At 66.6% G+C, this 26,127-nt stretch carries 21 protein-coding genes; 10 read left to right on the forward strand and 11 right to left on the reverse strand.

Going from position 1 to position 26,127, the window contains the following annotated elements; all coding sequences use genetic code 11:
* Positions 1 to 71: 71 nt before the first annotated feature.
* The 3 genes from ON37_RS11445 to ON37_RS11455 all read right to left on the reverse strand — a co-directional run bounded on the left by ON37_RS11445 (position 72) and on the right by ON37_RS11455 (position 2,708).
* Positions 72 to 827, reverse strand: a complete 756-nt coding sequence (locus ON37_RS11445) for a class II glutamine amidotransferase (protein WP_051031478.1) — start codon at positions 825 to 827, stop codon at positions 72 to 74.
* Positions 815 to 1,552 (reverse strand): hypothetical protein, encoded by a 738-nt coding sequence (locus tag ON37_RS11450; protein WP_040719005.1) that lies wholly within the window; start codon positions 1,550 to 1,552, stop codon positions 815 to 817. Before ON37_RS11450 ends, ON37_RS11445 begins: the two co-directional genes overlap by 13 nt.
* 580 nt (positions 1,553 to 2,132) lie before the next feature.
* The gene (locus tag ON37_RS11455; protein WP_040719007.1) at positions 2,133 to 2,708 is read right to left on the reverse strand and encodes a hypothetical protein; all 576 of its coding nucleotides are present in this window, start codon (positions 2,706 to 2,708) and stop codon (positions 2,133 to 2,135) included.
* A gap of 265 nt (positions 2,709 to 2,973) precedes the next feature.
* Here ON37_RS11455 and ON37_RS32900 point away from each other — a divergent pair, with 265 nt between their 5' ends.
* Positions 2,974 to 3,378 carry a hypothetical protein gene (locus ON37_RS32900; RefSeq protein WP_157171427.1) on the forward strand — a complete coding sequence of 135 codons (405 nt, stop codon included), beginning with the start codon at positions 2,974 to 2,976 and terminating at the stop codon, positions 3,376 to 3,378.
* 106 nt (positions 3,379 to 3,484) lie between these two features.
* On the opposite strand, the gene ON37_RS32905 is transcribed toward ON37_RS32900, so the two are convergent.
* A complete protein-coding gene (locus tag ON37_RS32905; protein WP_157171428.1) occupies positions 3,485 to 4,096 on the reverse strand; it encodes a hypothetical protein in 612 nt (203 codons plus the stop codon).
* An 878-nt stretch (positions 4,097 to 4,974) separates the two neighbouring features.
* Here ON37_RS32905 and ON37_RS11465 point away from each other — a divergent pair.
* A complete protein-coding gene (locus tag ON37_RS11465; protein WP_040719011.1) occupies positions 4,975 to 5,163 on the forward strand; it encodes a helix-turn-helix transcriptional regulator in 189 nt (62 codons plus the stop codon).
* A 173-nt stretch (positions 5,164 to 5,336) separates the two neighbouring features.
* Positions 5,337 to 6,503, forward strand: coding sequence for a tyrosine-type recombinase/integrase (locus ON37_RS30920; RefSeq protein WP_157171429.1), 1,167 nt, complete (start codon positions 5,337 to 5,339; stop codon positions 6,501 to 6,503).
* A 28-nt stretch (positions 6,504 to 6,531) separates the two neighbouring features.
* On the opposite strand, the gene ON37_RS11475 is transcribed toward ON37_RS30920, so the two are convergent.
* Both ON37_RS11475 and ON37_RS11480 read right to left on the reverse strand, forming a co-directional pair.
* Positions 6,532 to 7,653, reverse strand: a complete 1,122-nt coding sequence (locus tag ON37_RS11475; protein WP_040719076.1) for an acyl-CoA dehydrogenase family protein — start codon at positions 7,651 to 7,653, stop codon at positions 6,532 to 6,534.
* 124 nt (positions 7,654 to 7,777) lie between these two features.
* The gene (locus tag ON37_RS11480) at positions 7,778 to 8,791 is read right to left on the reverse strand and encodes an AraC family transcriptional regulator (protein WP_040719013.1); all 1,014 of its coding nucleotides are present in this window, start codon (positions 8,789 to 8,791) and stop codon (positions 7,778 to 7,780) included.
* Between the two features lie 150 nt (positions 8,792 to 8,941).
* Between ON37_RS11480 and ON37_RS11485 the strand changes: the two genes are divergently transcribed.
* The gene (locus tag ON37_RS11485; protein ID WP_040719079.1) at positions 8,942 to 9,949 is read left to right on the forward strand and encodes a zinc-binding alcohol dehydrogenase family protein; all 1,008 of its coding nucleotides are present in this window, start codon (positions 8,942 to 8,944) and stop codon (positions 9,947 to 9,949) included.
* 86 nt (positions 9,950 to 10,035) lie between these two features.
* A complete protein-coding gene (locus ON37_RS11490; protein ID WP_083892910.1) occupies positions 10,036 to 10,956 on the forward strand; it encodes an alpha/beta fold hydrolase in 921 nt (306 codons plus the stop codon).
* 5 nt (positions 10,957 to 10,961) lie between these two features.
* Here ON37_RS11490 and ON37_RS11495 read toward each other — a convergent pair whose 3' ends face one another.
* The 4 genes from ON37_RS11495 to ON37_RS11510 form a co-directional block, all read right to left on the reverse strand.
* Positions 10,962 to 12,362, reverse strand: coding sequence for a WS/DGAT/MGAT family O-acyltransferase (locus ON37_RS11495; protein ID WP_040719081.1), 1,401 nt, complete (start codon positions 12,360 to 12,362; stop codon positions 10,962 to 10,964).
* 56 nt (positions 12,363 to 12,418) lie between these two features.
* The gene (locus tag ON37_RS11500) at positions 12,419 to 13,135 is read right to left on the reverse strand and encodes a polysaccharide deacetylase family protein (RefSeq protein ID WP_040719017.1); all 717 of its coding nucleotides are present in this window, start codon (positions 13,133 to 13,135) and stop codon (positions 12,419 to 12,421) included.
* A 45-nt stretch (positions 13,136 to 13,180) separates the two neighbouring features.
* Positions 13,181 to 15,193 (reverse strand): SDR family oxidoreductase, encoded by a 2,013-nt coding sequence (locus tag ON37_RS11505; protein WP_040719019.1) that lies wholly within the window; start codon positions 15,191 to 15,193, stop codon positions 13,181 to 13,183.
* 318 nt (positions 15,194 to 15,511) lie between these two features.
* Positions 15,512 to 16,192 (reverse strand): biliverdin-producing heme oxygenase, encoded by a 681-nt coding sequence (locus ON37_RS11510; RefSeq protein ID WP_040719021.1) that lies wholly within the window; start codon positions 16,190 to 16,192, stop codon positions 15,512 to 15,514.
* A 492-nt stretch (positions 16,193 to 16,684) separates the two neighbouring features.
* On the opposite strand from ON37_RS11510, the gene ON37_RS30925 reads away from it, so the two are divergent.
* From ON37_RS30925 to ON37_RS11530, 4 genes are all read left to right on the forward strand, one after another.
* Entirely contained in the window at positions 16,685 to 17,776 is a 1,092-nt protein-coding gene (locus tag ON37_RS30925; protein ID WP_157171430.1) for a DUF4241 domain-containing protein, read from the forward strand.
* Between the two features lie 558 nt (positions 17,777 to 18,334).
* Positions 18,335 to 20,179, forward strand: a complete 1,845-nt coding sequence (asnB, locus tag ON37_RS11520) for an asparagine synthase (glutamine-hydrolyzing) (protein WP_040719023.1) — start codon at positions 18,335 to 18,337, stop codon at positions 20,177 to 20,179.
* Between the two features lie 199 nt (positions 20,180 to 20,378).
* Positions 20,379 to 21,614 carry a cytochrome P450 gene (locus tag ON37_RS11525; protein WP_040719024.1) on the forward strand — a complete coding sequence of 412 codons (1,236 nt, stop codon included), beginning with the start codon at positions 20,379 to 20,381 and terminating at the stop codon, positions 21,612 to 21,614.
* A gap of 128 nt (positions 21,615 to 21,742) precedes the next feature.
* A complete protein-coding gene (locus ON37_RS11530) occupies positions 21,743 to 22,462 on the forward strand; it encodes a TetR/AcrR family transcriptional regulator (protein WP_040719025.1) in 720 nt (239 codons plus the stop codon).
* A 37-nt stretch (positions 22,463 to 22,499) separates the two neighbouring features.
* On the opposite strand, the gene ON37_RS11535 is transcribed toward ON37_RS11530, so the two are convergent.
* Entirely contained in the window at positions 22,500 to 23,882 is a 1,383-nt protein-coding gene (locus tag ON37_RS11535; protein ID WP_040719026.1) for a threonine/serine exporter family protein, read from the reverse strand.
* Between the two features lie 201 nt (positions 23,883 to 24,083).
* Between ON37_RS11535 and ON37_RS11540 the strand changes: the two genes are divergently transcribed.
* Positions 24,084 to 26,093 (forward strand): acyl-CoA dehydrogenase family protein, encoded by a 2,010-nt coding sequence (locus tag ON37_RS11540; RefSeq protein ID WP_083892912.1) that lies wholly within the window; start codon positions 24,084 to 24,086, stop codon positions 26,091 to 26,093.
* Positions 26,094 to 26,127 lie beyond the last annotated feature (34 nt).

Consider the following 26,127-nt stretch of genomic DNA (forward strand, 5'->3'; position numbering starts at 1 on the left):
AGCCGGCGGAGCGGGGCGCGAGGGGACAGCGGTGCCAAGCGGCTCGAGTCGAGCAGTCCTGGCGAGTCGGGTCAGGTCCAGTTGGACGCGGGGCCCGCGGTGGGAGACGGCCTGGTCGGGGTGGGCAGGCAGGTGCAGTGGGAGAGGGTGGAGTGGCAGTCGAAGCACCAGCCGCAGGTGCGGCAGTAGCGGCTGGTGCGTTCGAGATCGCGGTCCAGGCAGTACCCGCAGACCGTTCGGCGCCGGGTCGGCCACCGCAGTTCGGGCGGCAGGTAGGAGCGGTTGGAGTACCAGATCCCGCCGACCCACAGACCAGCGTGCTCACCGAACAGGTAGGCGGTGTGGGCGTAGGCGGGGTCGACGGTCAAGATCACCAGCTTGCTCGGCCCCAACCAGCCAGCGAGTCCGCGCGCGCCGGCGGCGGTGTCGATCGGCCCGAACGGTTGCCTCGGCAGGTAGTCCTCGGCCGCGATCCGGGTATCCGAGCGTCGGTCGAACGCACGCGGATGTACCCGTTTGGGCAGAGTGCTGTTGTGCGCCAACACTGTTCGACGGTCACCACCGAGACGGAAGGGATGACAGTTGGACAGCTCGACCGCACCGCGGGTGGCGTAGCGGGAATGGAACAACGCCGGACCGTCCGGGTGCTCGGCGCGGGTACGGGAGAACGCGTCGATGACGGTGTCGGCGTTCATACCGTGCCCGGTGATGATGCGGCCGCGGGTGACGATCGCGAAGCCGTGACCGTCCGGGTTCGCCTCCGCCCCGAACCGCAACGCCCCCAGGTCGGGGACGACGCGGGCGGGGTAGTAGGTCAGCAGGCACATTGCAGGTTCTCCATCTCCGCGGCCAGCGGCCTGTAGTCGGGGCGTGTAGCGACCCAGGCGGCGAAACGAGCCCAGTCCCAGGCGCCGGCGCGGATATCGGCGACCCGCAGCCCGCGGGTGTAGTCGATGGAGGCGGCGGTGAACGCGAGTGCGGCCTGCACCTGCTGCACATCCAGAGAACTGGCGAACACCCGCACCTCCAAGGTGTTTCGCGGCAACGGGTTGATCGCCTGGTATCGCTCCAGGCCCAACGCGTGCTGCGGGCCCTTGGCGGTATGGCGGGCCCGCGCGCGGGCGATGCTGTCGAACTGGGCGTAGTGCGTGCGGCGGCGCGCCAACCGGGCGACTGCGGTTTCGTTGCGGTACAACAGTTTCAGCCACCGATACACATGCGCGGGGTTGTCGAAACCGGCCCGGCTGGCATGCACGTGCAGGCCCACCGACGCGTCGGCCTCACACCCGAGCCGGCGCAACTGGTCGAGCAACGGCCAAGGAAATGCCTCGATCGCGTACCGGTAGGACATCGGGTGGCTGACGAGCTCGAATCCGCACGGCCTGATGGACGAGTCGCGCTTCAAATATCCCAGGTGGCCGAGGTGGTCGGTGGCGAGTGCGGCGCAGGTGGCGACGCGGTGTTCGGGGACGATGATCTCCAACTCGAGGCCGAGGTAGAGGGGGCCGGTGCCGTGGAAGCGGGGGTCGGGGCGGTAGGTGTAGTTCCACACCTGCCCGTGGTGGGCGCAGGCCTCGCACCGGTGCCCGGGTTGGACGAGGGTGCCGCAGTCTGGGCAAGCGCGAAATTGTGTAGCGCAGCGCGGGCAGGCGCGGTGCCCGCCTGAGATGTAGCGGCTGTCGGCACTGAACCGCCCGCAGCTGAAACACGCGGCGAACAACGCGCCCGCGCAGCGTGCGCACACCGGGTGATCGGTGTCGGTGCGCAAGTGCGGGCCAGTCAACGCCCGGCACGACACACACCCCGCCCACCCGGTCAAGCAGTGAGCACACAACTCGGATTCCTCAGCCGTGCGAGTCAACCGCAGTGAGGGGGCCCGGCAGTGGTCGCAGCGAGGGAGCTGTTGCCAACATGACTCGCAGACAGCGGCATTCGCGATGCACAGCTCCGTTTCGGACGCCGCGCCATCACACACCGCGCACGACGGGCCGAGGATCGGATCGGTCATGAACACACACACCCTCCACAACAGAAGCGCCGGCCGACAAAGGGAGTCGACCGGCGCGGAACATGGACAGGAACAGAGGCAAGCCGAGAAAAGGTGAGCAGTCGATGGAAACTGCGGCTCTCGGTCAGGCGGCCAGGCTGGGACGGGCGTATTCGCAGTCGTCGGCGGGTTGGCCGTGGTGGCGGCCCGGACAGTCGACAGACCGCAGGACGCGGTCGGCCACGGACAGGCGGGTGCGTGTCTCGGCTTCCAGATCGTCGATGCGCGACTTGGCTATGGCTTCGTAGTGTTCGTGTGAACAGGTCACCGATTCCAGGTCCGGGAATCCGGCCTGGATCCACATGCGTACGTAGAGGCCGAATCCAGCGGTGTTAAGTGGGGCTTTCTGGCTTGCGTGCATGACCGCGAGCGCGACCTCGGCTGCGGTCCCCGGCGTCGGCGACAGGCCTGCGGCGACGCGGTCGAGCAGTTCACGGCAGTGCGAGCGGAACACGAATTCCTGACGCATCCGCTCATGGGTCGGCATCAACAATGCGAACGAGTGGTAGAGGGCGTTGCGGTGGCGGGGGTGGCGTCGTTGCGCGCGGGCGATTTCGTCCTCGGCCCAGTCGATCTGCTCGAACACCGGCTCGAGATCGGACAAACACCGAGATACCATCGACGCGACATCAGCGACATCAGCGGGCTGGGTTTCGGTCACAGGGGCTCCTTTTGACAGCAGGGGCAGGAGAGAAGGACAGGCAAGGCGTAGCCGCGAGTCGCCGTACGGCGTCGCCGCCTCGACCGCGTTGCTGCGGACGCGGCGGCGCCAGGTCGTCGGCGTTGGGCGTATCGTTGAACTGCGAGGAACGGTCGATCTCACCCAGAATTTGGGAGATCCCGACATGAACGACCCCCGCACAAGCAGAAGCGCACGCGGGCAAGACGCTGGGGAACTTGCTGCGCGGCTACATCATTCGCGGGAAGTGATGGATCGCCGCCGTGCGGTCGAACGTCAACGCGAACAGATCGTCAGCGACGCCGTACGAGAGTATTGGTTAGCGTGGCAATCGATTTCAAAGATTGAACAACGCCGCGACCGCCGCATCCGAGCGTTGCACGACAAGATTGGTCACCTCGAACAGGCCGCTGCAACCGACATCGCGGTGCACCAAACTAGGCAGACTGCGGCCGTGGCGCGCATGAATGAGCACGGATGCAGCACCGACGACATCGCCGAACTACTCGAAATCAGCGTCAAGGCCGCGCGGCAACTACTTGCCGCCGGGCGGGCAGAGCCCGAACCAGGCGCGCAGACGGCACATCCTGAGAGCGAGCCACCGCTCAACGAGCTGCAGCGGTCCGTGGAATCGGCAGAACAATCGCCCTAACTGGCAGCCTGGAAGTGCCTGCTGCCGGGATCGCCGATAGGACGGTGCCCAAGCGGGCAATGCCGGGCCTACCGCAGTGAAGTCCTAAGAGCGTGTTTACGGCCGATCACGCGTCGTTGAGGTAGCCCCCGGCGTTCCAGACGATCCCCTGGAAACCGCCTGGGGGAACCGGATGTCGCACCGGGACTCCAGCGGCGGGCGCGAAGGGCCAAAAGCACGTGCCACATCGATGACAGTACATCCCGGCGCGCCACACCGCATAAGCCGCAGGCGCGCCTCGGCGAATTCGGGCCGACCGTCGCAGTCTCCGGAACGCGAACCACAAAATCAGCAACGACGGAAGCGCGAGGAAAAGCGCAAAGCCAAAAGCCCCAATCAAAATCGAAGCAGTCGAGATGTCCGGATGTGGACGGCTAATCAGCACGCCCCCAGCGACGAAATACACGACCGCAGGCAGGCTCAGCACCACTGCGAGAGTTGTGAGGCGACCAGCACCCCGGAAGCCAGGCTCGGGCGCGAGTGATTGTGCCAGATAACTGGACTGCGTTCGTTCAACGAGCGAGGAGCCCATGACCGGCACCAGGCCCGACGAACTCACACCGACACCCGAGTAGTAGTCGGTGCTATATACCGTCGAAGTCCCCGAAGCGCGGATCGCAGGAACGCTCTGTACGCAGTCGTCGTAGCCGCAAGCGGGACAAGAGATATCGACGCTCATGAGGTTTCGATCCCCTCCGACCGCCGCTGCGCCAGGAAGATCGCAGGTGCGCAACAACGTCTCTGCTCGTAGCCGATGGCGAGATGGTTGCTTCCATCGAACACCTCCACTCCGAGCCTGTCGATAGGTAAAACGAACAGTTGTGTCGCGCATCGGTCATGTACCTCCTCACCTGTGACAGGAATGTGGCACACCTCACGTAGAGCGCGGTGGAGGTCTCCGCTCGTCATCTGCATGAATTCCGTGAATCCAGGTCGCGTCTGGGTGTTGTTAGCCAAGTACCTCTGTCCCGTCCCTGGAATCCATCCCAGTCGGCAGGTCGTAACCCGCTGGGCAAGCCGCAGTAGGAGTCGGAGACACCGAATCGGAACTCGCTGTGACGGAACGTTGTTGGCGATACGGCGGTGGGGTTGTCGAGTGTGCGCAATCGCGGTGGCGGTGTGACTCTGCCGCCACGGTTGGTGACGCGAGGCGTGGGCCAAGCTGTCCAACAGCGTATCGGGATACGTCGCGATAGATGGGACCTTCGAATCCTGGGCTCACCGCCGGGGGGGTGCTTCGGCTCGGGTAAGTGCGCAATACGAATAACAACTGCGTCTCGTGGCTGCTTGGGGGGCGCGTCGAGCGTATGGTGGCGACTGCGAGGAACTGAACGGTCTCATGACATGTCGGGAGGCATGTAGTGTCCGTGCTTTGTCCTTGTAGCGGGAAAGTTGGATTCCCGCCGTCGAATGTGGGCTCAGAACCTCCACACCTCTATGCTTGTTCGCCTGGATGGCCATTCCGCCGAGGCACCAGTATCTCTGTGCGACTGAAGCTCTCTGTGCGATTTGAGCGCAGATTGACCAAGTGGCCATGGGGCTCGAGGTGATGCGCCGATGACGGCGGACGAGGTGTGGCTCACGACAGATGAAGTAGCCGCGCGCTTGAAGATCCCGAAAAAGACTCTCGCCGTCTGGGCGTCGCTGGACCGGGGGCCTCGATACGTACGGATGGGGAAGTATCGCCGCTATCGACTTCAGGATGTCGTGGCGTGGGAGCAGGAACAACTGGACGACGCCGGCTGACACCGCAGCGGTGATCGGACCCCCAATCTGTCCATAGCTAATATCTAGCAACAAGAATGATCTTGAAACTAGAGCCATGAGTGTGTTCATTGAACCTGTCCGAGTGTGGAGTTGGTTCGATCTGAAGGGTTGAAAAGGTGGCACATATACAGAGACGTGTCCGAGGGCGAACGGTGAGTTATGTAGTTCGCTGGGTTGATCCAGACGGAAATGAGAAGTCGGAATCATTCGCCAAACGTGGCCGGTACGACCTCCCCGGCACAGCCGAGCACTACAAGCATCAGTTGGAAAAGCGGATGGCTCGGGGCATGTACGTGGATCCGGACCTCGCGAAGGTGTCTTTGCGGGTCGAGGTCGAGAAATGGGTTCGGCGAGCGCGGACGGAAACGACCCGCTATCAGCGCAGAAATTTCGCCAACAACCTCGGGGAGTTGGCCCCGATGGCGATCGGTGCAATCCGACCTTCTGACATCCGAGACTGGCTCGACCACCTTCGTCTGGGCCGGCCGTGGTGTCGCGGCCGGGCTCTGGGGGAGAACTCGGTGGCCTTACATTTCCAGTTTCTGTTCACCGTGTTGAACATTGCAGCCGAAGATGGGGTACTGGCGGTGAACCCGTGCCGCAAGGTGGAGCGACCGGCTCGCCCCGACGCGGAGAAGACGCCCGCTGAAGTGTTGACGGTCGAGCAGATCCGCTCGCTGATTCAGTGCTCGAATCGGCAGACCGGATGCATGATGCTGCTGACCGCCCAAACTGGCCTGCGCCCGAGTGAGGTTGCTGGACTGAGAGTGTGCGACATCGACTTCCTGCGCAGGAAGGTGTATGTAGTCCAGCAGGCCAACCACTTTCGCGGCCGGCCGCCCACGGCCCGATTGAAGACACCGCGGAGCAAGCGCACCGTGCCACTGCCCGCGGAAGCGAATCATGAACTCAGTGCCTTCCTCGCCACGGTTGAGCGAGGCAGGAACGATCTGCTGTTCTATACCAGAGTGGGGCGCCCGTGGTCTGCCGACGGAATGGGGCAGCGATTTCGCGAGATCGCCGTCAAGGCCGGCGTTCCGAAAGGGTTCACCTGGCACGATTTGCGGCACTTCTACGCCTCGGCGCTGATCGCCAAGGGCGCCTCGGTCAAGACCGTGCAGATGCGATTGGGCCACGCGAGCGCGAACGTGACCCTGCAGGTCTACACGCATCTGTGGCCCGATCACGACTCCCACACCGTCTCCGCGATCGACGACATCTTCACCTCGGAGAACGGTAACCCCCCGGGGGTACCGGGAAAAATCGACCCCGATTTCGGTGAGAGACGGGACGGAGACGGGACAGCGGCCGCATCCTGACCCCGAAAACCACCTCTCACCAGGCGTTCTACAAGCTGCGCCCGATAATCAGCTTCATGATTTCGTTCGTCCCGCCGTAGATCTTCTGGATTCGGGCGTCGGTGAATACGCGGGAGATCGGATACTCCGCCATGTACCCGTAGCCGCCGAACAGCTGCAGGCATTCGTCGGCCACGCGGCACTGCTGTTCGGTCAGCCACCATTTCGCCTTCGCGGCGGTGGGGATGTCGAGTTCGCCGTGCAGGTGTTTGGCCACGCAGTCGTCGAGGAAAGCCCAGGCGACCGAGGCGATCGTGTCGCATTCGGCGAGGGTGAACTGGGTGTTCTGGAAATTGAAGATCGGTTTGCCGAAGGCCTGGCGCTCCTTGGTGTAGGCCACCGTCATCTCGACCGTCTTCTCGATGGCCGCGGCGGCCGCCACCGCCAGGATCAGGCGCTCCTGCGGCAGCTGCTGCATGAGCTGAACGAAGCCGGTGCCTTCGGCGGCGCCGAGCAGATTCGACTTCGGCACCCGCACCCCGTCGAAGAACAGTTCGCAGGTGTCCTGGCCGTGCTGGCCGACCTTCTCCAGGTTGCGTCCGCGCCGGAAACCCTCGCGATCGGTCTCCACCACGATCAGCGAAACCGATTCGGCGCCTTTACCTTCCGAGGTCTTGGCGGCGACGATCACGAGGTCGGCGAGCAGGCCGTTGGAGATGAAGGTCTTGGCGCCGTCGATGACGTAGTGGTCGCCGTCGGCGACCGCGCGGGTACGGATGCTCTGCAGGTCCGAGCCGGTGCCGGGTTCGGTCATCGCGATGGCGCCGACGATGTCGCCGGACGCCATCTTCGGCAACCAGGCCTGTTTCTGATCCTCGGTGCCGTAGGCGTTGATGTAGTGGGCGACGATGGTCGAATGCACCGGGTTGCCGAGACTCGGGGCCATCGCCCGGGTCTGCTCGATCGCGATGACGGCCTCGTGGGCGAACGTGCCGCCGCCACCGCCGTATTCCTCGGGAATGGAGATGCACAGCAGCCCCAGCTCGCCGGCGCGATTCCAGATCTCCCGGTCGACGTGGTGCTGACGGCCCCAGCGGTCCTCGTTCGGGGCGCATTCCTTCTCGAAGAAGCGACGCGCCAGGTCGGTGAGAGCGTCGAGATCTTCGTCCATCCACGGGGACCGATGCACCGGCACGGGGGAACTCCTCTGTTCGAAAACTGTGCTCACCGTGACGGTAGGAGTGCGGTGCCGACGGAGCCAATGACCGCAGCGCTCGATCTTGTGACCGGATCGCTCACGAGGCGGCGCCCGGACTGCGATAGGAACCGGGCGGGCTGCCGGTCCAGCGCCGAAACGCGCGGGAGAACGCGCTCGGCTCGGAGAAACCGAGCCGCCGCGACAGCGCGCCGACCGGCTCGCCGCGCACCAGAGCGGCGATCGCCGCATCGCGCAGGATCTGCTCCCGAATCCGGCTGGGGGAGGTGTGCTCGTCGCGCAGTTTGCGGCGCAGGGTGGCCGGGCTGACGGCGAGTTCGGCGGCGATCTGCTCCACGCTCGGCCACTGCCCCGGCCCACCGCGTTCGAGGATGCGCCGCACCCGCGCCGCGGTGGACACCGAATAGTCGCCGCGTCCGATCACCGCTTCCGGGGCGTTGCGCAGGAAGCGCATCAGATCGTCCTCGTCGCGCACCAGCGGAGCGGCCAGCACTGCGGCATCGAACACCAGCGCGGGGTGCGGTGCCGAAAAGCGCACCGGCGCACCGAAGATCACGTCGTAGTCGTCGAGATCGGCGGGCGGATAGGGGACCTCGACGCGCAACAGGCGTAGCGAGCCACCTACCGCCCAATCGAGGAACCGGTAGACGACCATCAGCAGGGTGTCGATGATCAGACCGTGCGGATGGCGAATATCGGTGATATCGAACGATATTCGCGCCTCCCGACCGTCCGTGGTCAGCTGCAGCGGCGGAAAGCCGGGGAGGGCCTTCTGGAACATCCGGAACCGATGCAGCGCGGCGGCGATATCGCGGGAACCGAGCAGGGCGAAACAGACCAGCCGGAAGGTGCCGCGTGGCATCGGTCGCCGGCCCAACCCGAACAGCTCGTCATCGGTACTGCGCCACAGCTGTTGCACCATGTGCACGGTTTGTCCGACGGTGACGCGGGCCCGGCCCTGGGTGAGCAGCTGCGGTGCGATCCCGGCGTCGGCGAGCAGTTCGGCGGTGTCCCATCCCCGCCGGCGCGCCAGATCGACGATCGCGTGCACCCGGCCGATGGGCAGGGTGACAGCGGTCGGCGTGGTGGGCACGCAGCGACGCTATCAACGTCGGTGCGGGCGGGAACCGACCGGCTCGGGGCCGGATTCGCCGGGTTCGTCGCACCCGGGCACTACCATCGATCTTCCCGCCGCGGCGCGGGGCGTTCCGGTGTCGGAAGGAGTGCGATGAATCCTGCGACCATGGCCGCCTGGCAGGTGCTGCGGCCCGGCCCGATCGACGAATGTCCGCCGTCGCGCACCCGGATTCCGATTCCGGAACCGGCCCCGGGCGAGGTGCTGGTGCGGGTGCTGGCGTGCGGGGTGTGCCGAACCGATCTGCATGTCGCCGAGGGAGATCTGCCGGTGCACCGAGCGCGGGTGGTGCCCGGCCACGAGGTCGTGGGTGAGGTGGTCGCCCTGGGCGATCGGGTGACGGCTGTCGCACCCGGTGACCGGGTCGGTGTCGCGTGGCTGCGCCGCACCTGCGGGGAGTGTGGATACTGCCGTCGCGGGGCGGAGAACCTCTGCCCCGATTCGCGCTACACCGGATGGGACGCCGACGGTGGGTACGCCGAATACGCCACGGCGCCCGCCGATTACGTATACCCGCTGCCCTCGGGCTATGCCGATGCGGAGCTGGCGCCGCTGCTGTGTGCGGGCATCATCGGGTACCGGGCGCTGCAACGGGCTTCGCTGCCGCCGGGCGGCCGGCTGGGTATCTACGGATTCGGCGGCAGCGCGCATCTGGCCGCGCAGGTCGCGCTGGCTCGCGGTGCCGAGGTGCATGTGATGACCCGGGACGCCGAGGCCCGGGAATTGGCGCTGGCGCTCGGGGCGGCCTCCGCCCAGGGCGCTGCCGATCCGCCGCCGGTGCCGCTGGATTCGGCGATTCTGTTCGCACCGGTCGGTGATCTCGTCCTGCCCGCGTTGGCGGCGCTGGATCGAGGCGGTGTGTTGTCGATCGCCGGTATCCATCTCACCGATATCCCGCCGCTGAACTATCAACGGCATCTGTTCCAGGAGCGCGAGATCCGCTCGGTCACCGCCAACACCCGCGCCGACGGCCGGGAGTTTCTGGAGTTCTGCGGGCGGCACCGGATGCAGGTGCGGATCAACCCCTATCCGCTCGAATCCGCCGATCGCGCCCTGGCGGATCTGGCCCACGGCCGGTTCGCCGGCGCGGCCGTCCTGCTACCCGGGATCCGTTGACCGCATCGGACGGCGTGCGGCACCCGGTACCATCGGACTGGAACGTGTTCTAATTCACGACCGGGCCGGCGGTGTAGGAGGATGCGATGGCAACGGAGCGGCAGACGACGGGCCGGGGGCGCGGGGCGGTCGGCGGGCGTTTCGGCTCCCGCGTGTCACGCACGACCTCGGTGCCCGCCGGCCGCATGGTGGACCTGCCCGGGCGCGGGCGGACCTATCTGGTCGACATCCCCGGGCCGGAGGGCGCGCCGACGGTGATCCTGCTGCACGGCCTGGTGACGACGGCCATGCTGAACTGGTTTCCGGCGCTGGCGGAATTGTCCGAACGCTATCGCGTCGTGCTGTTCGACCAGCGCTGGCACGGCCACGGAATCCGTTCGCCGCGTTTCGATCTCGAAGATCTGGCCGACGATGCCGCGGCGGTCGCCGAACTGGTCGGCGCGGACCGTCCGATCCTGGCCGGTTACTCGATGGGTGGCATCGTCGCCCAATCCGTCGCGCATCGGCATCCGGATCTGGTGGGCGGGCTGGTGCTGTGCGCCACCACCTATCGGTTCCGCGAGAAGTGGCGGGAGCGGCTGTTTCACGGCGGAATGGCACTGGTCGCCGGGGCGATGTCCGAGACCGCGGGCCGCCGGGTCGCGCGGGCGGCGACCAAGCTGCCGCATCTGCCCGAAATATCGTGGGAGAACGGGCGAATGGATCGGTGGGCGCTGGCCGAACTGCGCACCACCAGCGGATGGGCGATGACCCAGGCGATCGCCGAACTGGGGCGGTTCGATTCCTCGCCCTGGCTGTCGAGCCTGAGGGTGCCGACGGGGGTGGTGATCACGACCCACGATCGGGCACTGCCGGTCCATCGGCAGCTGGAAATGGCGAAAATGATTGCCGGAGCGGAGATTTTCCTGGCGCCGGCCGGACATGCGGCCTGCGTACTCGAGGCGGACGTCTTTGTCCCGGTGCTCCTCGAGGCCTGTGCGGCGGTGGCCGCTCGGCGGGAGAGCTGAACCGCTCAGCCGTGGGCGTGCGCCGCCTTCAGCAGCGCGGAGATACTGTCGTGCACGGCATCGGCCATCCGGTCGGGATCGGGGACCAGTTCACGGCAGGCGATGAAGCCGAAATCGAGATCACCGTTGGCCGACAGCACCGTGACGTTGAGACCGGCGCCGTGGAATACCGGCCCGAACGGGAACAGCGCGTCGATGCGATGACCGAGGAAATACAGTGGCTGTTGCGGCCCGGGCACATTGGAGATCACCAGGTTGTGCACTACCGGATGGCGTTCGGCGAGTTTGAACGACGAATACGCGCGCACCGCGAGCCGGAAGGTGTTCGGCGGGGCGTATTCGGCCCAGTCCTGCAGGAAGTCCGCGCCCAGCACCTCGTGCTCCTCCTTGGCGCCGACGTTGGCCGCCGCGATCAGGCGTAGCCGCTCCACCGGATCCGCGACGTCGGTGTAGAGCTGAGTGAACAGCGTCGACACCTTGTTGACGCCGCGTTCGTGCCGCGTGGTCTCGTGGGTCGAGACGGGGACCGAGGCGATCAGCGAGGTCTCCGGCAGTTCGTCGTGCTCGGCCAGATATTGGCGCAGGGCCCCGGCGATCACGGTGAGGACCACATCGTTGATCTTCACCCCGAAGGCCGCCCGGATCTCCTTGATATCGGCGAGCGGAGCGGTGGTGAACGCGACGCTGCGATGGCGGGTGATGGTCCGGTTGAAGGGGGTGCGTGGCGCGGTGAACGGCAGTGCCATGCCCTGTTTGTCGGCGCGGCGGCGCTGGACCAGGCCGCCGAGTTTGCCGAGTGTTTTCGGCACCATGCCGACCACGCCGAGTTTCGCCGGCATCCGTACCAGTCCCTCGGCCGCGAGGACGAGGTCGTTGGGTTCGTTCGACTCCGTGTGGATCTCGGCCGGCGGATCCGGATAGCGCACACCCGGTTCGGCGTCGCACAGATAGGCCATCATGTCGGCGCCGGTGACGCCGTCGACGGCGGCGTGATGGTACTTCGAAACGACGGCGACCTTATCGTCGGCCAAGCCTTCGATCACCCACATCTCCCACAGTGGCCGGGTTCGATCCATCGGCTGAGCGGCCAGGTCGCCGACGAGTTCGGCCAACTCCTTCGGTCCGCCGGGGGAGGGCAGGCCGAGGCGGTGCACGTGCCGGTCGAGGTCGAAGTCGTGATCGGTGACCCAGACCGGATGGTCGAGGTCGAACGGGACGCGGTGCACGCGGCGGCGCATCGAGGGCACCAGGTGCAGGCGACGGCTCAGCTCTTCCTTCAGCGCCGTGAATTCGTAGTCCGTGCCGTCGGCGGGCGGATCGAGGATCAGCAGCGCGCAGACGTGCAGCAGTTGGGTGTCGGTCTCCAGGTACAGAAAGCTGGCATCCAGCCCGGTCAATCGTTCCATACCCATAGCCTATTAGAACACGTTCTAGTTTTGGCCGAAATGGGCGGGGAGTTCGGTCACATTCCGGAGCGGTTACCGCCTGCGATCAATTGCGAGACGGTTACGAAATCGTAACCGCGGGAACGAAGTTCCGCGGCTATTCGGGGGATCGCCGCCGCTGCCGCTGCTTGGTACATGGCGTGCAACAGAATGATCGAACCCGGCCGGGTACGGCTCACGGTGTCCGCCACGATGGCATCGGTGCCGGCGCCGCCGGTGGAATCGGATTCGACGTCCCACATCACGGTGGTGCGATCGTGCCGGGACAGATACCGGGGCAGTGCCACCAGCTTCTTCCCGTGGGGCGGGCGAAACGTCACCGGACCGTGATAGCCCGTGCGCTCGATCTCCGCGTCGGTGCGCTCGATCTCGTCGCGGACCGTGGCCGGGGTGACGAAGACCAGGCGCCGGTGGGAGTAGCTGTGGTTACCGAGCTCGTGCCCGGCCGCAGCGATCCGCGCCCCGTAGTCGCGATGGGCGGCCAGATCACGCCCGACGAGGTAGAAGGTAGCCGGAATATGCTCGGCGGCAAGGGTTTCCAGGATGGCCGGAGTGCGGTCGGTGGGGCCGTCGTCGATGGTCAGCGCGACGACCTTGCGAGTGGTGTCGACCCGGTGGACCAGCCGGCCGGCCACCTGGAAGGTCCGCGAGTTCATCAGGACGTACGCGCCGATCGACACCACCGTCGCGATGACGACGACGATCGCACCGCCGAGCAGAAGCCTGCGTGTCATCGGCGAAACCTACCACCGGACAACGGGTCCGGTGGTAGGTGCGGATCACCAGTGCAGGCCGGGCAGGCGGTTGACGATCCGGGCCGCCGGGGTCGGCAGCCCCATCAGCGGCTGCACCACCGGCGCGAGCGCCAGCAGCGGACTGCGGCCGCCGGATTCCGCCGGCTCGGTCGATGCGGCGCGGCCGTGCTGCGCCGCGGCGGACTCACCGGTGCGGCGGAAACCCTGGTGCAGGATGGCCTTCTTCACCGAGGGCATGACCGTGTCGATGACCTGGGCGAACGTACCGATCGGGGTATCGATGCGGGCCGGCCGCTCCTCCAGTGCGCGCACCACGATCGCGGCCGCTTGTTCCGGGCTGTGCACCGGAAGCGAGCGGTACATCTCGGTCGGCGCGATCATCGGCGTGCGCACGAGCGGCATCCGCACCGAGGTGAAGGTGATGCCCGCGTCGGCGTTCTCCACGGCGGCGATTTCGCTGAAGGTGTCCAGCGCCGACTTGCTCGCCACATAGGCGGCGAAGCGGGGCAGTTTGGTCTGCACCGCGATCGAGGAGATGTTGACCACGTGCCCGAATCGGCGTTCCCGCATGGACGGCAGCAGCGCCAGGATCAATCGCACGGCGCCGAAGTAGTTGACGGCCATCGTCCGCTCGAAGTCGTGCATGCGGTCGGTGGAGTTCAGCACCGAACGGCGGATCGAACGCCCGGCGTTGTTCACCACGTAGTCGACGTGGTGATGATCGGCGAGCACCTGCTTGACCAGCAGTTCGACCGCCTTCTCATCGGTGATGTCGCAGGAATAGCTGTAGGCGTCGCCGCCCTGTTCGCGGACCCGGGCGGCCGCGGCCTCGAGTTCGTCGACACCGCGGGCCACCATCAGCACCGTCGCGCCGCGGCGGGCCACCGCATGGGCGGTCGCCAGCCCGATGCCCGAGGATGCGCCGGTGATCAGCACGATCCGGTCGCGCAGCGGGTCGCCGCCGTGCCGGCGGGCGCGGTCGGGATCCAGATGGGCGCGCCAGTACCGCCACAGATTCTCGGCGTAAGTGTCGAAGGCGGGGACCTCGAGATCGATTCGGCGTAGCAGTGCCCGAGTCGAATCGGAGACGAATTCCGAGGCGAAGGACACGTGCGGGGCGACCTCGGCCGGAATGCCGAACTGCTGCAACAGGAAATCACGAGCCGCGGTGACGCCGGGCAGACGGCTCAGCGTCGCCAGTGCGGTGTGGCTGCCCGGAACCGGACCGAGGCCTGCGGGTGCGCCGGCCGCTCGCGAGAGCGCGCCGTAGATCTCGGTGAACGGCTGCGGACGGGGGTTGACCAGGTGGAAGGTGCGCTGGTTCAGGCCCGGTCGCCGGATCAGCTCGACCATCGCCCGGGCCACGTAGTCGACCGGGACGATATTGGTGGCGCCCAGATCCGGCAGTGGCAGCGGCAGCCCGCCGGGCAGCGCGGCCAGCCGCGCGATCGCGGGGAAGAAGTAGTACGGGCCGTCGATCTTGTCCATTTCGCCGGTGCGGGAGTCGCCGACCACGATCGCCGGTCGGTAGACCCGCCACTGCAGCCCGGCGCTCTCCCGGACCAGCTTCTCGGCGGCGAATTTCGTTCGATGATAAGGAGATTCGAGGTTCTGGCCGAGGTCGAAGTCGTCCTCGAAGAACTTGCCGCGATGGTCGCCGGCGACGGCCACCGACGAGACGTGGTGCAGCATGGCACCGAGTTCGGTGGCGAGCGCGATCACCGCGCGGGTGCCCTCGACATTCGCCGCATAGGCGGATTCCTCGTCGGCGGTCATGTCGTAGACCGCGCCGAGATGGATGACGTGCTGCGCCGCCGGCGGTTCGTCGGCCAGTCCCAGTCGGTCGGCCGTCAGGTCTCCGATCAGCGGAAATACCCGGTCGGTGGCATTCCAGCGGACGGCGAGTTCGGCGAGTTTGGCCGCCGACGCCTCGCGGACGAGGATGTGCAGGATCGCGTCGGGATCCGCCTGGAGCAGGCCCTCCACCACTCGCCGTCCCAGAAAACCCGTCCCACCGGTCACGATATAGGTGGACATAACCCCTCCTTGCATGTCGAACATGTTGTCGCACAACGTTGTTCGTCCGACATGCGTCGGTGGATGCGGACGTGAACGAATCGGCCTCTATCAGAATCGAGGTCGCTGTAGGAACCCCTGCGTGCCTAACTGGTGAGTAACTTTAGCTGGCGCCCGCTTGTGCCCGCAACCAGACGGCGCTCCGCGTGGTGTGGGACTTGTCACCACGTCGGAGCGCCGATCGGTATGTGTAACAACGATTTTGATGTAACCCTGAGACGCACCTGGCTATCTGTTGGCAACCATCCGGTCGGCTGTCCAGAAGCGTGGGAGGGTCGTTCAGCCTTCGCGCCGCACCGGGAATTCGCTTGCCAGATCGGCGAATACGGCGCTGTTGAGATCGAAGGCGCGCCGGCACTCGCCGAGCACGCGCTGCTTCTCCAGGTCGTCGACGGCCAGTTCGTCGAGCAGGGTCCGGTAGGCACGTTTGAAGGCGGCCGGATTAGGGATCTGATCGAAGACGTAGAAGCGCACCCCGTCGCCGCGCTTGGGGAGCTGCCACAGCTTCGCCGCGGTGCCGCGGATGACCTGACCGCCCGACAGATCGCCCAGATACCGGGTGTAGTGGTGGGCCACATAGCCCGCCGGCCAGTTCAGGGCGCATTCGGTGATGCGGGCGGCGTACTCGGCCGTCGCCGGCACGGCGGCGATGTCGTCGCGCCAGCCCGGCCCGCCCAGGTGTGCCAGATCATCCTCGAGATGTGCCAGGCGCGCGAGCTCGGGCCGGATGAACGGCCCGGCGACCGGATCGGCGGCGAGCACGTCCCAGTGCGCCTCGAGGGCCCGGTAGATGTGCCAGAGCTGACCGGTGTAGCGGTAGAACGCCCGCACATCCAGGGCGCCGCCCAGCATGTCGCTCATGAAGGTGGAGTTCTCGGCCCGCTCGTGCTGTTCGGCGGTGGCGGAGCGGATCTGCGCGGAGAACGGCACGGGCTGCTCGGTGGAGGTGGCGTCCGGCATGATCGGCGATGTCCTCACTTCGTCACGACAAGTATGGGTTACCTAACTTCCCCTCCGACGATACCGGGCCGCGTCCGTGACGGAATCAAACTTTCGGACGAGAAATTCGCGCGGGGTGCGCACGATTCGGTGACAGTTGTCGTCGACGTCGAGAGCCCGGGCCGGCGGGTCTCGTCCCCGTGTTGGGAACCCGCCGATGCGGCCGGAGCCGTGCCGGACCGGTAAACAGTCTTCACAAACGCTGTGACGAGAGGAATGAGTGCCATGATCGTCCGCACGCTCCGGGTGTCGTACGGGGACCAATGGGGCAGCCACCGCGGTTCCACTCATCCCAGCCCGATCCCGCCGTCGTTGGCTGAGCGCAGGCACGCGGCCGGAGAGAGCTACACGGTGTTGCTGTCTGCGGAGGGCCGCCCACTGGCTCGGGGTGAATACTCGAATCGAAAGAATTGGCGCATATATCTTTACGATGACGCGGGTTTTCAGGTGCAGATGATCGACTTGGAGCCCTGGTCGGAATCGATGATGCGTGTCTACCGCGATTACCGGTGGGAATACACCGGCACGGAGACGCGCACCGATGGCTGGGCCGCCCAGGAGATCATAAGCATCTCGGCGAACGGACAATTCGAGATCGAAACGGCGTCCGACTGGACCACCTGGTTGCCGTTACACGAACGAGTGCGGCACGGACACCGGCCGCTCACGGAGTCGGAAGCCGGTGTCACGCGGCGATTTTCGATCGGCAACTATCCGGTCACGGGCCCCGAGGACCACACCCGTCCGGTGTTCGCGGTTTTTCCCACCGAGAACGGGCACGACCACACTCCGATCGTGCTGGGAATACCCACACCCGAATTCGGCGACTGGGCATCCTTTGCGGACCTGCTTACTTTGGGGGGCCACGAACTTGCGCCGACGCTGAGCTTCGTGCACGACGAGATGGAGGGTGATTGGCAGCCGTTGAGCGCGGTCGGGATCGAGGAGCTGTTCACTCCGGGCGCGACACACGAGACTGTCGACGGCACTGCGGTGATCGCGTTGCGCGACGGAGGAGTGCTGCGTGTCACCTCTGGACACTTGGCCGCGGCGGACCCCGGCTGGATCGAAGGTGATGTCGACAAGCTGCGAGTGGTCCCCGTGCCCGCGGGAGAATATCCGGTCACATTGGCGCTCATGCGATTCGACGACCACTCGGGGCGGGTAGGTGGCGCCAAATTGACCGTCACCGAGGCGCCGGTCGCTATGTGGGAAATGGCCCTGAGAGCAGGAGAAGACCCGAGTCTGCTCGGTAAGAACGAGTTCTACGGCGTCGGCGTGGACACGGGCGTAGCCGCCTTCTTCGATGCAACCCGCGGACCTCTCGTCGACGACGAGGGTGTCGACACCTTCGACGAACAGATACTGGGTGGCGGGCTCGAGACCGATGTCGTTGTGGAAGTAGCAGGCTCGGATTCCGAGCCCAACCTCATCGCCTTCCATGCGGGCTGGGGCGACGGCGCGTACCCGTTGTGGATCGGTCGCGCGGTTGATGGACATGTCTGTTGCGCGGTCATCGACTTCCGGCTGATGGTCGACCGGTAGAGGCGACGCGAACTTCAGGTCGCGCCGAGGACCTCAGGCCGATGCGCGGATGTTTCGTTGCGCGATCGCGCCATTACCGCGTCGGCTGAGGCAACGCGGCCGGCTCAGGAGTCCGAGGCTTCGAACGGTCCGGTCGCGGCGGCTGCTTCCAGCCGATGCTGGTGCTGACCACGAACAGGAGGCCGTCCAACGCTGCCCGGCCGTGGGTCCGCCGCTGGTCCGGACGCCGAATGCGGCGCACCGGAGTGAATGGGCCGACCTTGCCGCGACGCATCGGTCACCACCCGGGCGACCACCGCAGAATTTCGGACCGACACGCCTCTTCGTTCTGAACCGAGTTCGAACTGTGGTGGGCCTTTCGATGGGAGCGGACCGGTGCGGCGGAACGAGCGGTTTCCGGTCGTTCGCTTGCCTCCGGGGAATGGAACTATTCGGAAGAAAGGGGCGAGTTCGGACAAGTGTGGACAAGTCGGGCGGGTGGTGGCGCGGTCGAGACGCCTTGTGTTACAACGGTTTTACGCATCGTTCACTAAGCTAACTACTTTGAGAGGCGGCGGAATGTGCGGAATCGCGGGCTGGGTGGACTTCTCCGAGGACCTCACCCGGCAGCAGGGGGTTATCGATGCGATGACCGAAACGATGGCCTGTCGGGGTCCGGACGGGCGTGGCACCTTCGTTCGTGAGCACGCGGCACTGGGGCATCGGCGGCTGGCCATCATCGATCTGCCCGGCGGTGCGCAGCCGATGAGCGTGCCGACGCCGGCCGGCGACGTGGCGATGGTGTATTCGGGAGAGGCCTACAACTTTCGCGAGCTGCGCGACGAATTGCGCGGGCTCGGGCACACCTTCGATACCGACAGCGATACCGAAGTGGTGCTGCACGGCTATCTGCAGTGGGGGGAGGGGGTCGTCGACCACCTCAACGGCATGTACGCCTTCGCGATCTGGGACGACCGCGATCAGAAGCTGATCATGGTGCGCGACCGGATGGGAATCAAACCCTTCTACTACTACCCGACGCCCGGCGGCGTGCTGTTCGGCTCCGAACCGAAGGCCATCCTCGCCAACCCGCTGGCGGCGCAGACCGTCGACCTCGACGGTCTGCGCGAGCTGTTCGCCATGACGAAACAGCCGGGCTGGTCGCTGTGGAAGGGGATGACGGAAGTACTGCCGGGGACGCTGGTCACGGTGGACCGCAACGGCATTCGCGCGCGGACCTACTGGCGGCTGCAGGCGGTCGAACACACCGACGATCAGGAGCGGACCGTCGCCCGGGTGCGTGAGCTGTTGACCGATATCGTCGATCGCCAGCTCATCGCCGACGTCCCGCGGTGTGTGCTGCTGTCGGGTGGGCTCGATTCCAGCGCCATCACCGGCCTGGCCGCGGCGCGGCTGGCGCGCGACGGGGAGCAGGTGCGGACCTTCTCGGTGGATTTCGCCGACCAGGAGCAGAATTTCGTCCCCGACGAGATGCGCGACACCCCGGATTCGCCGTTCGTGCGGGAGGTGGCGGCACTGGTCCGGTCGGCCCATCGCGATGTGGTACTTAATCCGGCGGATCTGTCCGACCCGGCGGTGCGGCGGGCAGTGATCACCGCCCGCGACATTCCGGCCGGCCTCGGCGATATGGACACCTCGCTGTATCTGCTGTTCGCGGCGATTCGGCAGCAGTCGACCGTGGCGCTGTCGGGCGAGTCCGCCGACGAGGTGTTCGGCGGCTACCGCTGGTTCCACGACGAGGTGGCGCTGAAGGAGGACACCTTCCCGTGGCTGGCGTTCGACAACGCGCTGACCGGCGATGGCCGCTGGCAGATTCTGAACCCGGCGCTGCGGGAGCGGCTGCGGCTCGAGGAGTTCGTCGCCGACCAGTACCGCGCCGCGGTGGCCGAGGTCGAACACCTCGACGGTGAATCCGAGCTCGAACACCGGATGCGGACCGTCTGTCACCTGCATCTGACCCGGTTCGTGCGAATGCTGCTCGACCGCAAGGATCGCGCGTCGATGGCGGTCGGGCTCGAGGTGCGAGTGCCGTTCTGCGACCACCGTCTGGTCGAGTACGTCTACAACACCCCGTGGTCCCTCAAGACCTTCGACGGCCGGGAGAAGAGCCTGCTGCGGCATGCCGCCCAGCATGTGCTGCCCGAATCGGTCGTCCGCCGGGTCAAGAGCCCCTATCCGTCGACCCAGGATCCGGGGTATGCCGCGGTGTTGCAGCAGCAGGCGAAACAGGTTCTCGCCGAGGGTGATTCACCGCTGTTCGAGATCATCGACCGGCAGTGGCTGCAGCGCGTGGTAGCGCAGGATCCGCTGAGTATCGACAGTCGCAGCCGGGCCGGGTTGGATCGGATCATCGACCTGCATACCTGGCTGAGCCTGTATTCTCCGCAGTTGCAGCTGGACTGAGCCCTCCTCGCACGGGCCGGCGCCGACCTCGGACGGGGCCGGCCCGTCGGCTGTGCGGGGGGCTCCGGTGCTGGTCAGGGTGTTGCCGGCCGGGTGCCAGGGTGCCGGAACAAGCGCGTGAACATTATTTACTAATAGGTGTTCACAAAACCGGTGTGGTGTGGTTCACTCCATAGGAACGTGTTCCAAAGGAGGTACCGTGTCCGCGCCGTCTCTGCCGTCCATCAGTCACGATTTCGACTTCACCGACCCCGATCTGCTGTCTCAGCGGCTGCCCGTCGCCGAATGGGCCGAACTGCGTCGCACCGCGCCGGTGTGGTGGGTGGACCAGCCCAAGGGCGTGAGCGGCTTCGACGACGGCGGCTACTGGGTGGTGAGCCGGCTCGACGACATCAAGGAGATCTCGAAGAACTCCGAGGTCTTCTCCACCCAGGAGAACACCGCGGTCATCCGCTTCAACGGCGAGATCACCCGCGAGGAGATCGAGATCCAGCGCGCCATGCTGGTCAACACCGATCCGCCCGCGCACGACAAGCTGCGCCGCATCATCTCCCGCGGCTTCACCCCGCGCGCGGTGGAGAGCCTGCGCGCCGCGCTGCGCGAGCGCGCCGAGCGGATCGTGCACGAGGCCAAGAAGACCGGCGGCGGCGACTTCGTCCAGCAGGTGGCCTGTGAGCTGCCGCTGCAGGCGATCGCCGAACTGCTCGGGGTGCCGCAGGAGGATCGCGGCAAGCTGTTCGAGTGGTCGAACCAGATGATGGGCTACGACGACCCCGAGTACGCCGACAGCTACAAGATGGCCAACGCCCAGGTGATGGGCTACGCGTGGAACCTCGCCGAGGAGAAGCGCAAATGCCCGGCCGACGATATCGTCTCCCAGCTGCTCAATGCCGATATCGAGGGCGAGGCGCTGGGCTCGGAGGAATTCGCCTGGTTCGTCATCCTGCTGGCCGTGGCCGGCAACGAGACCACTCGTAACGCCACCACGCACGGCATGAAGGCCTTCGTCGACAATCCGGAACAGTGGGAGCTGTACAAGGCCGAGCGGCCGCGCACCGCACCGGACGAGATCGTGCGCTGGGCCACCCCGGTCATCGCGTTCCAGCGGACTGCGTTGGCGGACACCGAGATCGGTGGGCAGGCCATCAAGAAGGGGCAGCGGGTCGGGCTGTTCTACTCCTCGGCCAACTTCGACGAGGAGCGCTTCGACAAGCCGTTCGAATTCAACATCATGCGAAACCCGAACCCGCACGTCGGATTCGGCGGCACCGGTACCCACTACTGTGTCGGCGCCAACCTCGCTCGGCTGCAACTGGATCTGATCTTCAACGCCATCGCCGACGTGATGCCCAACCTGCGTGAGGTGTCCGAGCCGGTCCGGCTACGCTCGGGCTGGTTGAACGGAATCAAGAGCTGGCAGGTCGCCTACGAATGAGCGTCGCGGCCGGCCGGGGTGCAGCAGACCCCGGCGGCCCGGCCTCCGGCGGCCCAGGACACAGCGTGCGCACCGGCCTCGACGTTCCCGTGACGTCGGGGCCGTGCGCATGCGACGAAGGACGACGCATGACAGCCGCACGACGGGGCCGGATGCCGGCGGTGAGCGACGCCGATATCCGGCGGACCGCCCGCACGCTGCTGGTCGAGCAGGGACCCGAGGCGGTGACCCTGCGGGCCATCGCACGCGATCTGGGCATCACCGCGCCCGCGCTGTATCGGTACTACGCCTCGCGCGACGATCTGGTGAGCGCGCTGCGCAGCGACATCTGCGCCGATCTCGCCCAGGAGCTCGCCGAGCAGGTCGCCGAACTGCCCGAGGACGGGATGGTCCAGCTGTTCGCGATCTGCAAGGGGTTTCGGCACTGGGCGTTGGCGCACGCCCACGAATTCACCCTGGTCTTCGCCTCGCCCGCCGGTGATTCCGCCAGTGCCATGCGGCAATTCGACGAACCGTTCGGCCGGATCTTCCTGGAGGCGGCGGGCCGGCTGCTGACCACCTACGACATCGTGACCCCGCCGACCGATGTGATTCCGCACGCGCTGCGCGAGGATCTGATCGGATTCCAGACCGAACTGCTGGCCGTCCTCGCCGAGTCGGGCCAGAAATTTCCCGCCGAGAAACTGGATCTCGGCGTCACGTATCTGATGACCCAGTTCTGGGCCCGGCTCTACGGACACGTGACGCTGGAGGTGTTCGGCAACTACCCGATGCCGGTGCGCGATCCCGACGCGCTGTTCGACGCGACGCTGGCCGACCTGGCCCGCTCGATCGGCTTCGCCGCCTAGGTCCGAAGCTTCCCGGGCGGGCCCGGTCGCCGCCGATTCAGCTGAAGTCGTCGGGTCGAACTCCGGTGACCCGGCGCAGAATCCGCGGCCGCCGCAACCACCGTGCGAACCATTCGCCGAGCGTGATCCCGCCGCCGAGGGCGCAGCCGACCACCAGCGCGGCGAACATCTGGTTCAGACCCAGCAGCAGATCGTCGTTGATCAGTCCGAACAGACCGCGATAGACCTTGAGACCGGGAAGCAGCGGCGTGATCCCGGCGACGGCCACCACGAGCGGGGGAGTGACCGCACGCCGGGCGAGCAGACCACCGGCCAGACCGACCGCGGTGGCCGCGACCGCCGCCGCGATCACCGGGCCGAACCCGGCATGCTGCACGAACAGATAGCAGACGGTGATACCCGCGCCGCTGATCGCGGCCACGGTGAGCGCACGCCGCTCGGCGTAGCAGGCCAGCGCGAAGGCCAGCGAGGCCAGCGCACCGGCGGCGACCTTCAGGGGCAGATTGGCGATGTCGTAGTTCGGCGACATATCGATCGGCGGCACCTGAGCGCCGAACGCCTGTGCGCCGCGCAGCGCCAGCGCCACGCCACCGATGATCGCGCCCGTCATCACCAGCACCTCGAGCATGCGGGCGGCGGCCGTGATGGGTGCGCCGGTGATCGCGTCCTCGACCGCACCGACCAGTTGTAAACCACTGAGGAGCACGGTGATTCCGGCGGCGACGATCAGGGTGGGATTGGTTTCCAGGCCCTCGGCGAAGGTCTGCAGCAGGATCGCGGGCAGGGTGGCGATGATGCCGCCGGCCATGTTCTGGAAGAAGAAGGGCAGCCCGCGCTTGTTGAGCGCGCGGTTGCACCGGTCGATCAGCAACGTCGTGGCGAAACTCACGGCCGCCACCAGCGCGCCGCCGCCGAGCAGCATCGCGATGGAGGCCGCCAGCAGCGACCAACCGAAGGTCGCGACCCACCGGTTGTACGGATGCGGTGCGGTGGTGATCGCGTCGAGGGCGGCGTGCGCCTCCTGCGGCGGCACCACCTCGCGGCGGATCCGCCGGGTCAGCCGATCGACCGCCGACAGCCGCGTGAAGTCCAGCGAGCGGTACTGCACCACGCGCATCGTGCTGGCAGGTGGCAGCGAGGGACCGCGATCGGCGGAGATGCGAATGGAGTTGTAGGTCACGTCGATATCGCACTGCGCCAAACCGTATGTCGCCGCGATGAATTCGACCTGCGTACTGGTATCGGTCACGGCGGTGCCCGAGGCGAGCACCACCTCGCCGACCCGCTCGGCCAAGTCGAGGACCTCGGTCACCGCGGCGTCGTCGCGCAGATCGATCGGCTGCAACGGGGCGGGCGCCTCGACCACCGAGTCGACCGTCGCCCGGCGCTGCGCGACCAGCCGGTCGGTCACCGCACCCATCGCCCGATGCCACAACGAACTCGGCCGCGTGTCCGGCCCCGTGCGGACGAGTTCGGGCTCCAACTCATCTGTCACACAGGACACGGTAGTCGGAGCGCGGCCGTGCCCCGGGGTCAGCTCCCTCACTCCGGCCGCGGCGACCACGAGGGCAAAGCGCTGGTTATCCGCGCGGCGCCGACCCTCCCGCTACAGTCGGTAACCATGGGCACCGAAACGGCTACGGGTACCGGGGCAGCAGCGGGTACCGAGACAGCAGACTCCGCGACACCGGGCGCCGGCAGCTCCCACACCGGGAAGTCGACGGCCGATCATCTGCGCGCCGCGCTCGACGGTCCCTGGCGCGAGGTGCGGGAACAGGCGCGTCGCCAACTGGTCGACGACCGGTTGTTCGGCGACCCGTACCTCGACTACCGGCAGTCCCGCGCCCGAGTGCTGGAACAGCTGCGCATCGTCGCCGAATTCGGTTACGCGGAAAAGGGTTTCAGCATCGAGCACGGTGGCAGCAACGATCCCGGCGGCGCCGTCACCGGTTTGGAGATGCTGGCCTACACCGATCTGTCGCTGTGGGTGAAGGCGGGTGTGCAATGGGGGCTGTTCGGCGGCGCGGTGGAGAATCTGGGCACCGAACGCCACGCCGATATCGTCAAACGCCTGCTCTCGCTGGATCTTCTGGGCTGTTTCGCGATGACCGAGTCCGGGCACGGCAGTGATGTGGCCAATCTGGAGACCACCGCGACCTACGATCCGGGCACCGGGGAATTCGTGGTGCACAGTCCCACCGAGTCCGCGCGCAAGGACTATATCGGCGGAGCCGCCGAACACGCCCGCATGGCGGCGGTCTTCGCCCAGCTGATCACCGGCGGGGAAAACCAGGGCGTGCACTGCTTTCTGGTGCCCATCCGCGACGAACAGGGTAACGACCTCCCGGGCGTGACCACCTCCGACTGTGGCCTCAAGGGCGGGCTGCCCGGCGTCGACAACGGCCGCATCCAGTTCGATCGGGTGCGGATCCCCCGGGAGAATCTGCTCAACCGGTACGCCGATGTCGCACCGGATGGCGCCTACAGCTCCGAGATCGAGAATCCGAGCCGGCGCTTCTTCACCACCCTGGGCACGCTCGTGCGCGGGCGGATCAGCGTCGGTGGGGCCGCGGCCGCCGGGGCACGGGTGGCGCTGAGTATCGCCCTGCGCTACGCCGACAAGCGCCGGCAGTTCTCCGATCCCGACGACGGCAGCGAAACCCTGCTCCTGGACTACCGCAGCCATCAGCGCCGGCTGCTGCCGCACGTGGCGCGGGCGTTCGCGCTGTCGTTCGCCCAGAACGACCTGGTGCGGCGCATGCATCTGGTGCAGACCGGACAGAATCTGGACCCGGCGGCGCAGCGTGCGCTGGAGAAGCGGGCGGCCGGCCTGAAGGTCGCGCAGACCCGTCACGCCACCCGCACCATCCAGGAATGCCGCGAATGTTGCGGTGGCGCAGGGTATCTCACCGAGAACCGATTGGTCACGCTGAAGGCCGACACCGATGTGTTCACCACCTTCGAAGGTGACAACGTGGTGCTCACCCAGTTGGTCGCCAAGGAGTTGCTCACCGCCTACGCCGACGAGGTGCGCGATCTCGACGCGCTGGGCTGGGTGAAGTTCGCGGCCACCATGGCCCGGGACGTGGTGCGCGAGACCTCCGGGGTGCGCCAGCTCATCCAGCGATTGCGCGACCGTTCCGACGACAGTGTCGACGACGGTGACCTGTCCCGCCGCTCGGTGCAGCTGCAGCTGTTCGCCGACCGTGAGGACTATCTGACCCGTACGGCCGCGCACCGGCTGCGCGCGCGAGCCGAGGAGACGGGCCCCTTCGAGGCGTTCAACAACGCGCAGGATCACATCCTCGCCGCCGGTGAGGCGCATATCGACCGGCTGGTGCTGGAGGCGTTCATCGAGGGCATCGCCGATATCGAGGATCCCGACGCGCGGGCGCTCGCCGACACCGTCTGCGATCTGTTCGTCTACTCGACCATCGAACAGAACCAGGCCTGGTACATCATGCACCGGTTCATGTCGGTGGATCGCGCCAAGTCGGTGCGCCGCGGCGTCAACGAACTCGTCGACCGGCTGCGGCCGCACTCCGCCACCCTGGTCGAGGCGCTGGGTGTCCCCGAGGCGATGCTGCGCGCGGCGATGCTCGACGACGCGAGCGTGCGTCAGGGCATCTGATCGATCGGCGGCGGGGCGGGCTCGGCCCCCGGCT

Source organism: Nocardia veterana NBRC 100344 (assembly GCF_000308855.1).
Taxonomy (GTDB): domain Bacteria; phylum Actinomycetota; class Actinomycetes; order Mycobacteriales; family Mycobacteriaceae; genus Nocardia; species Nocardia veterana.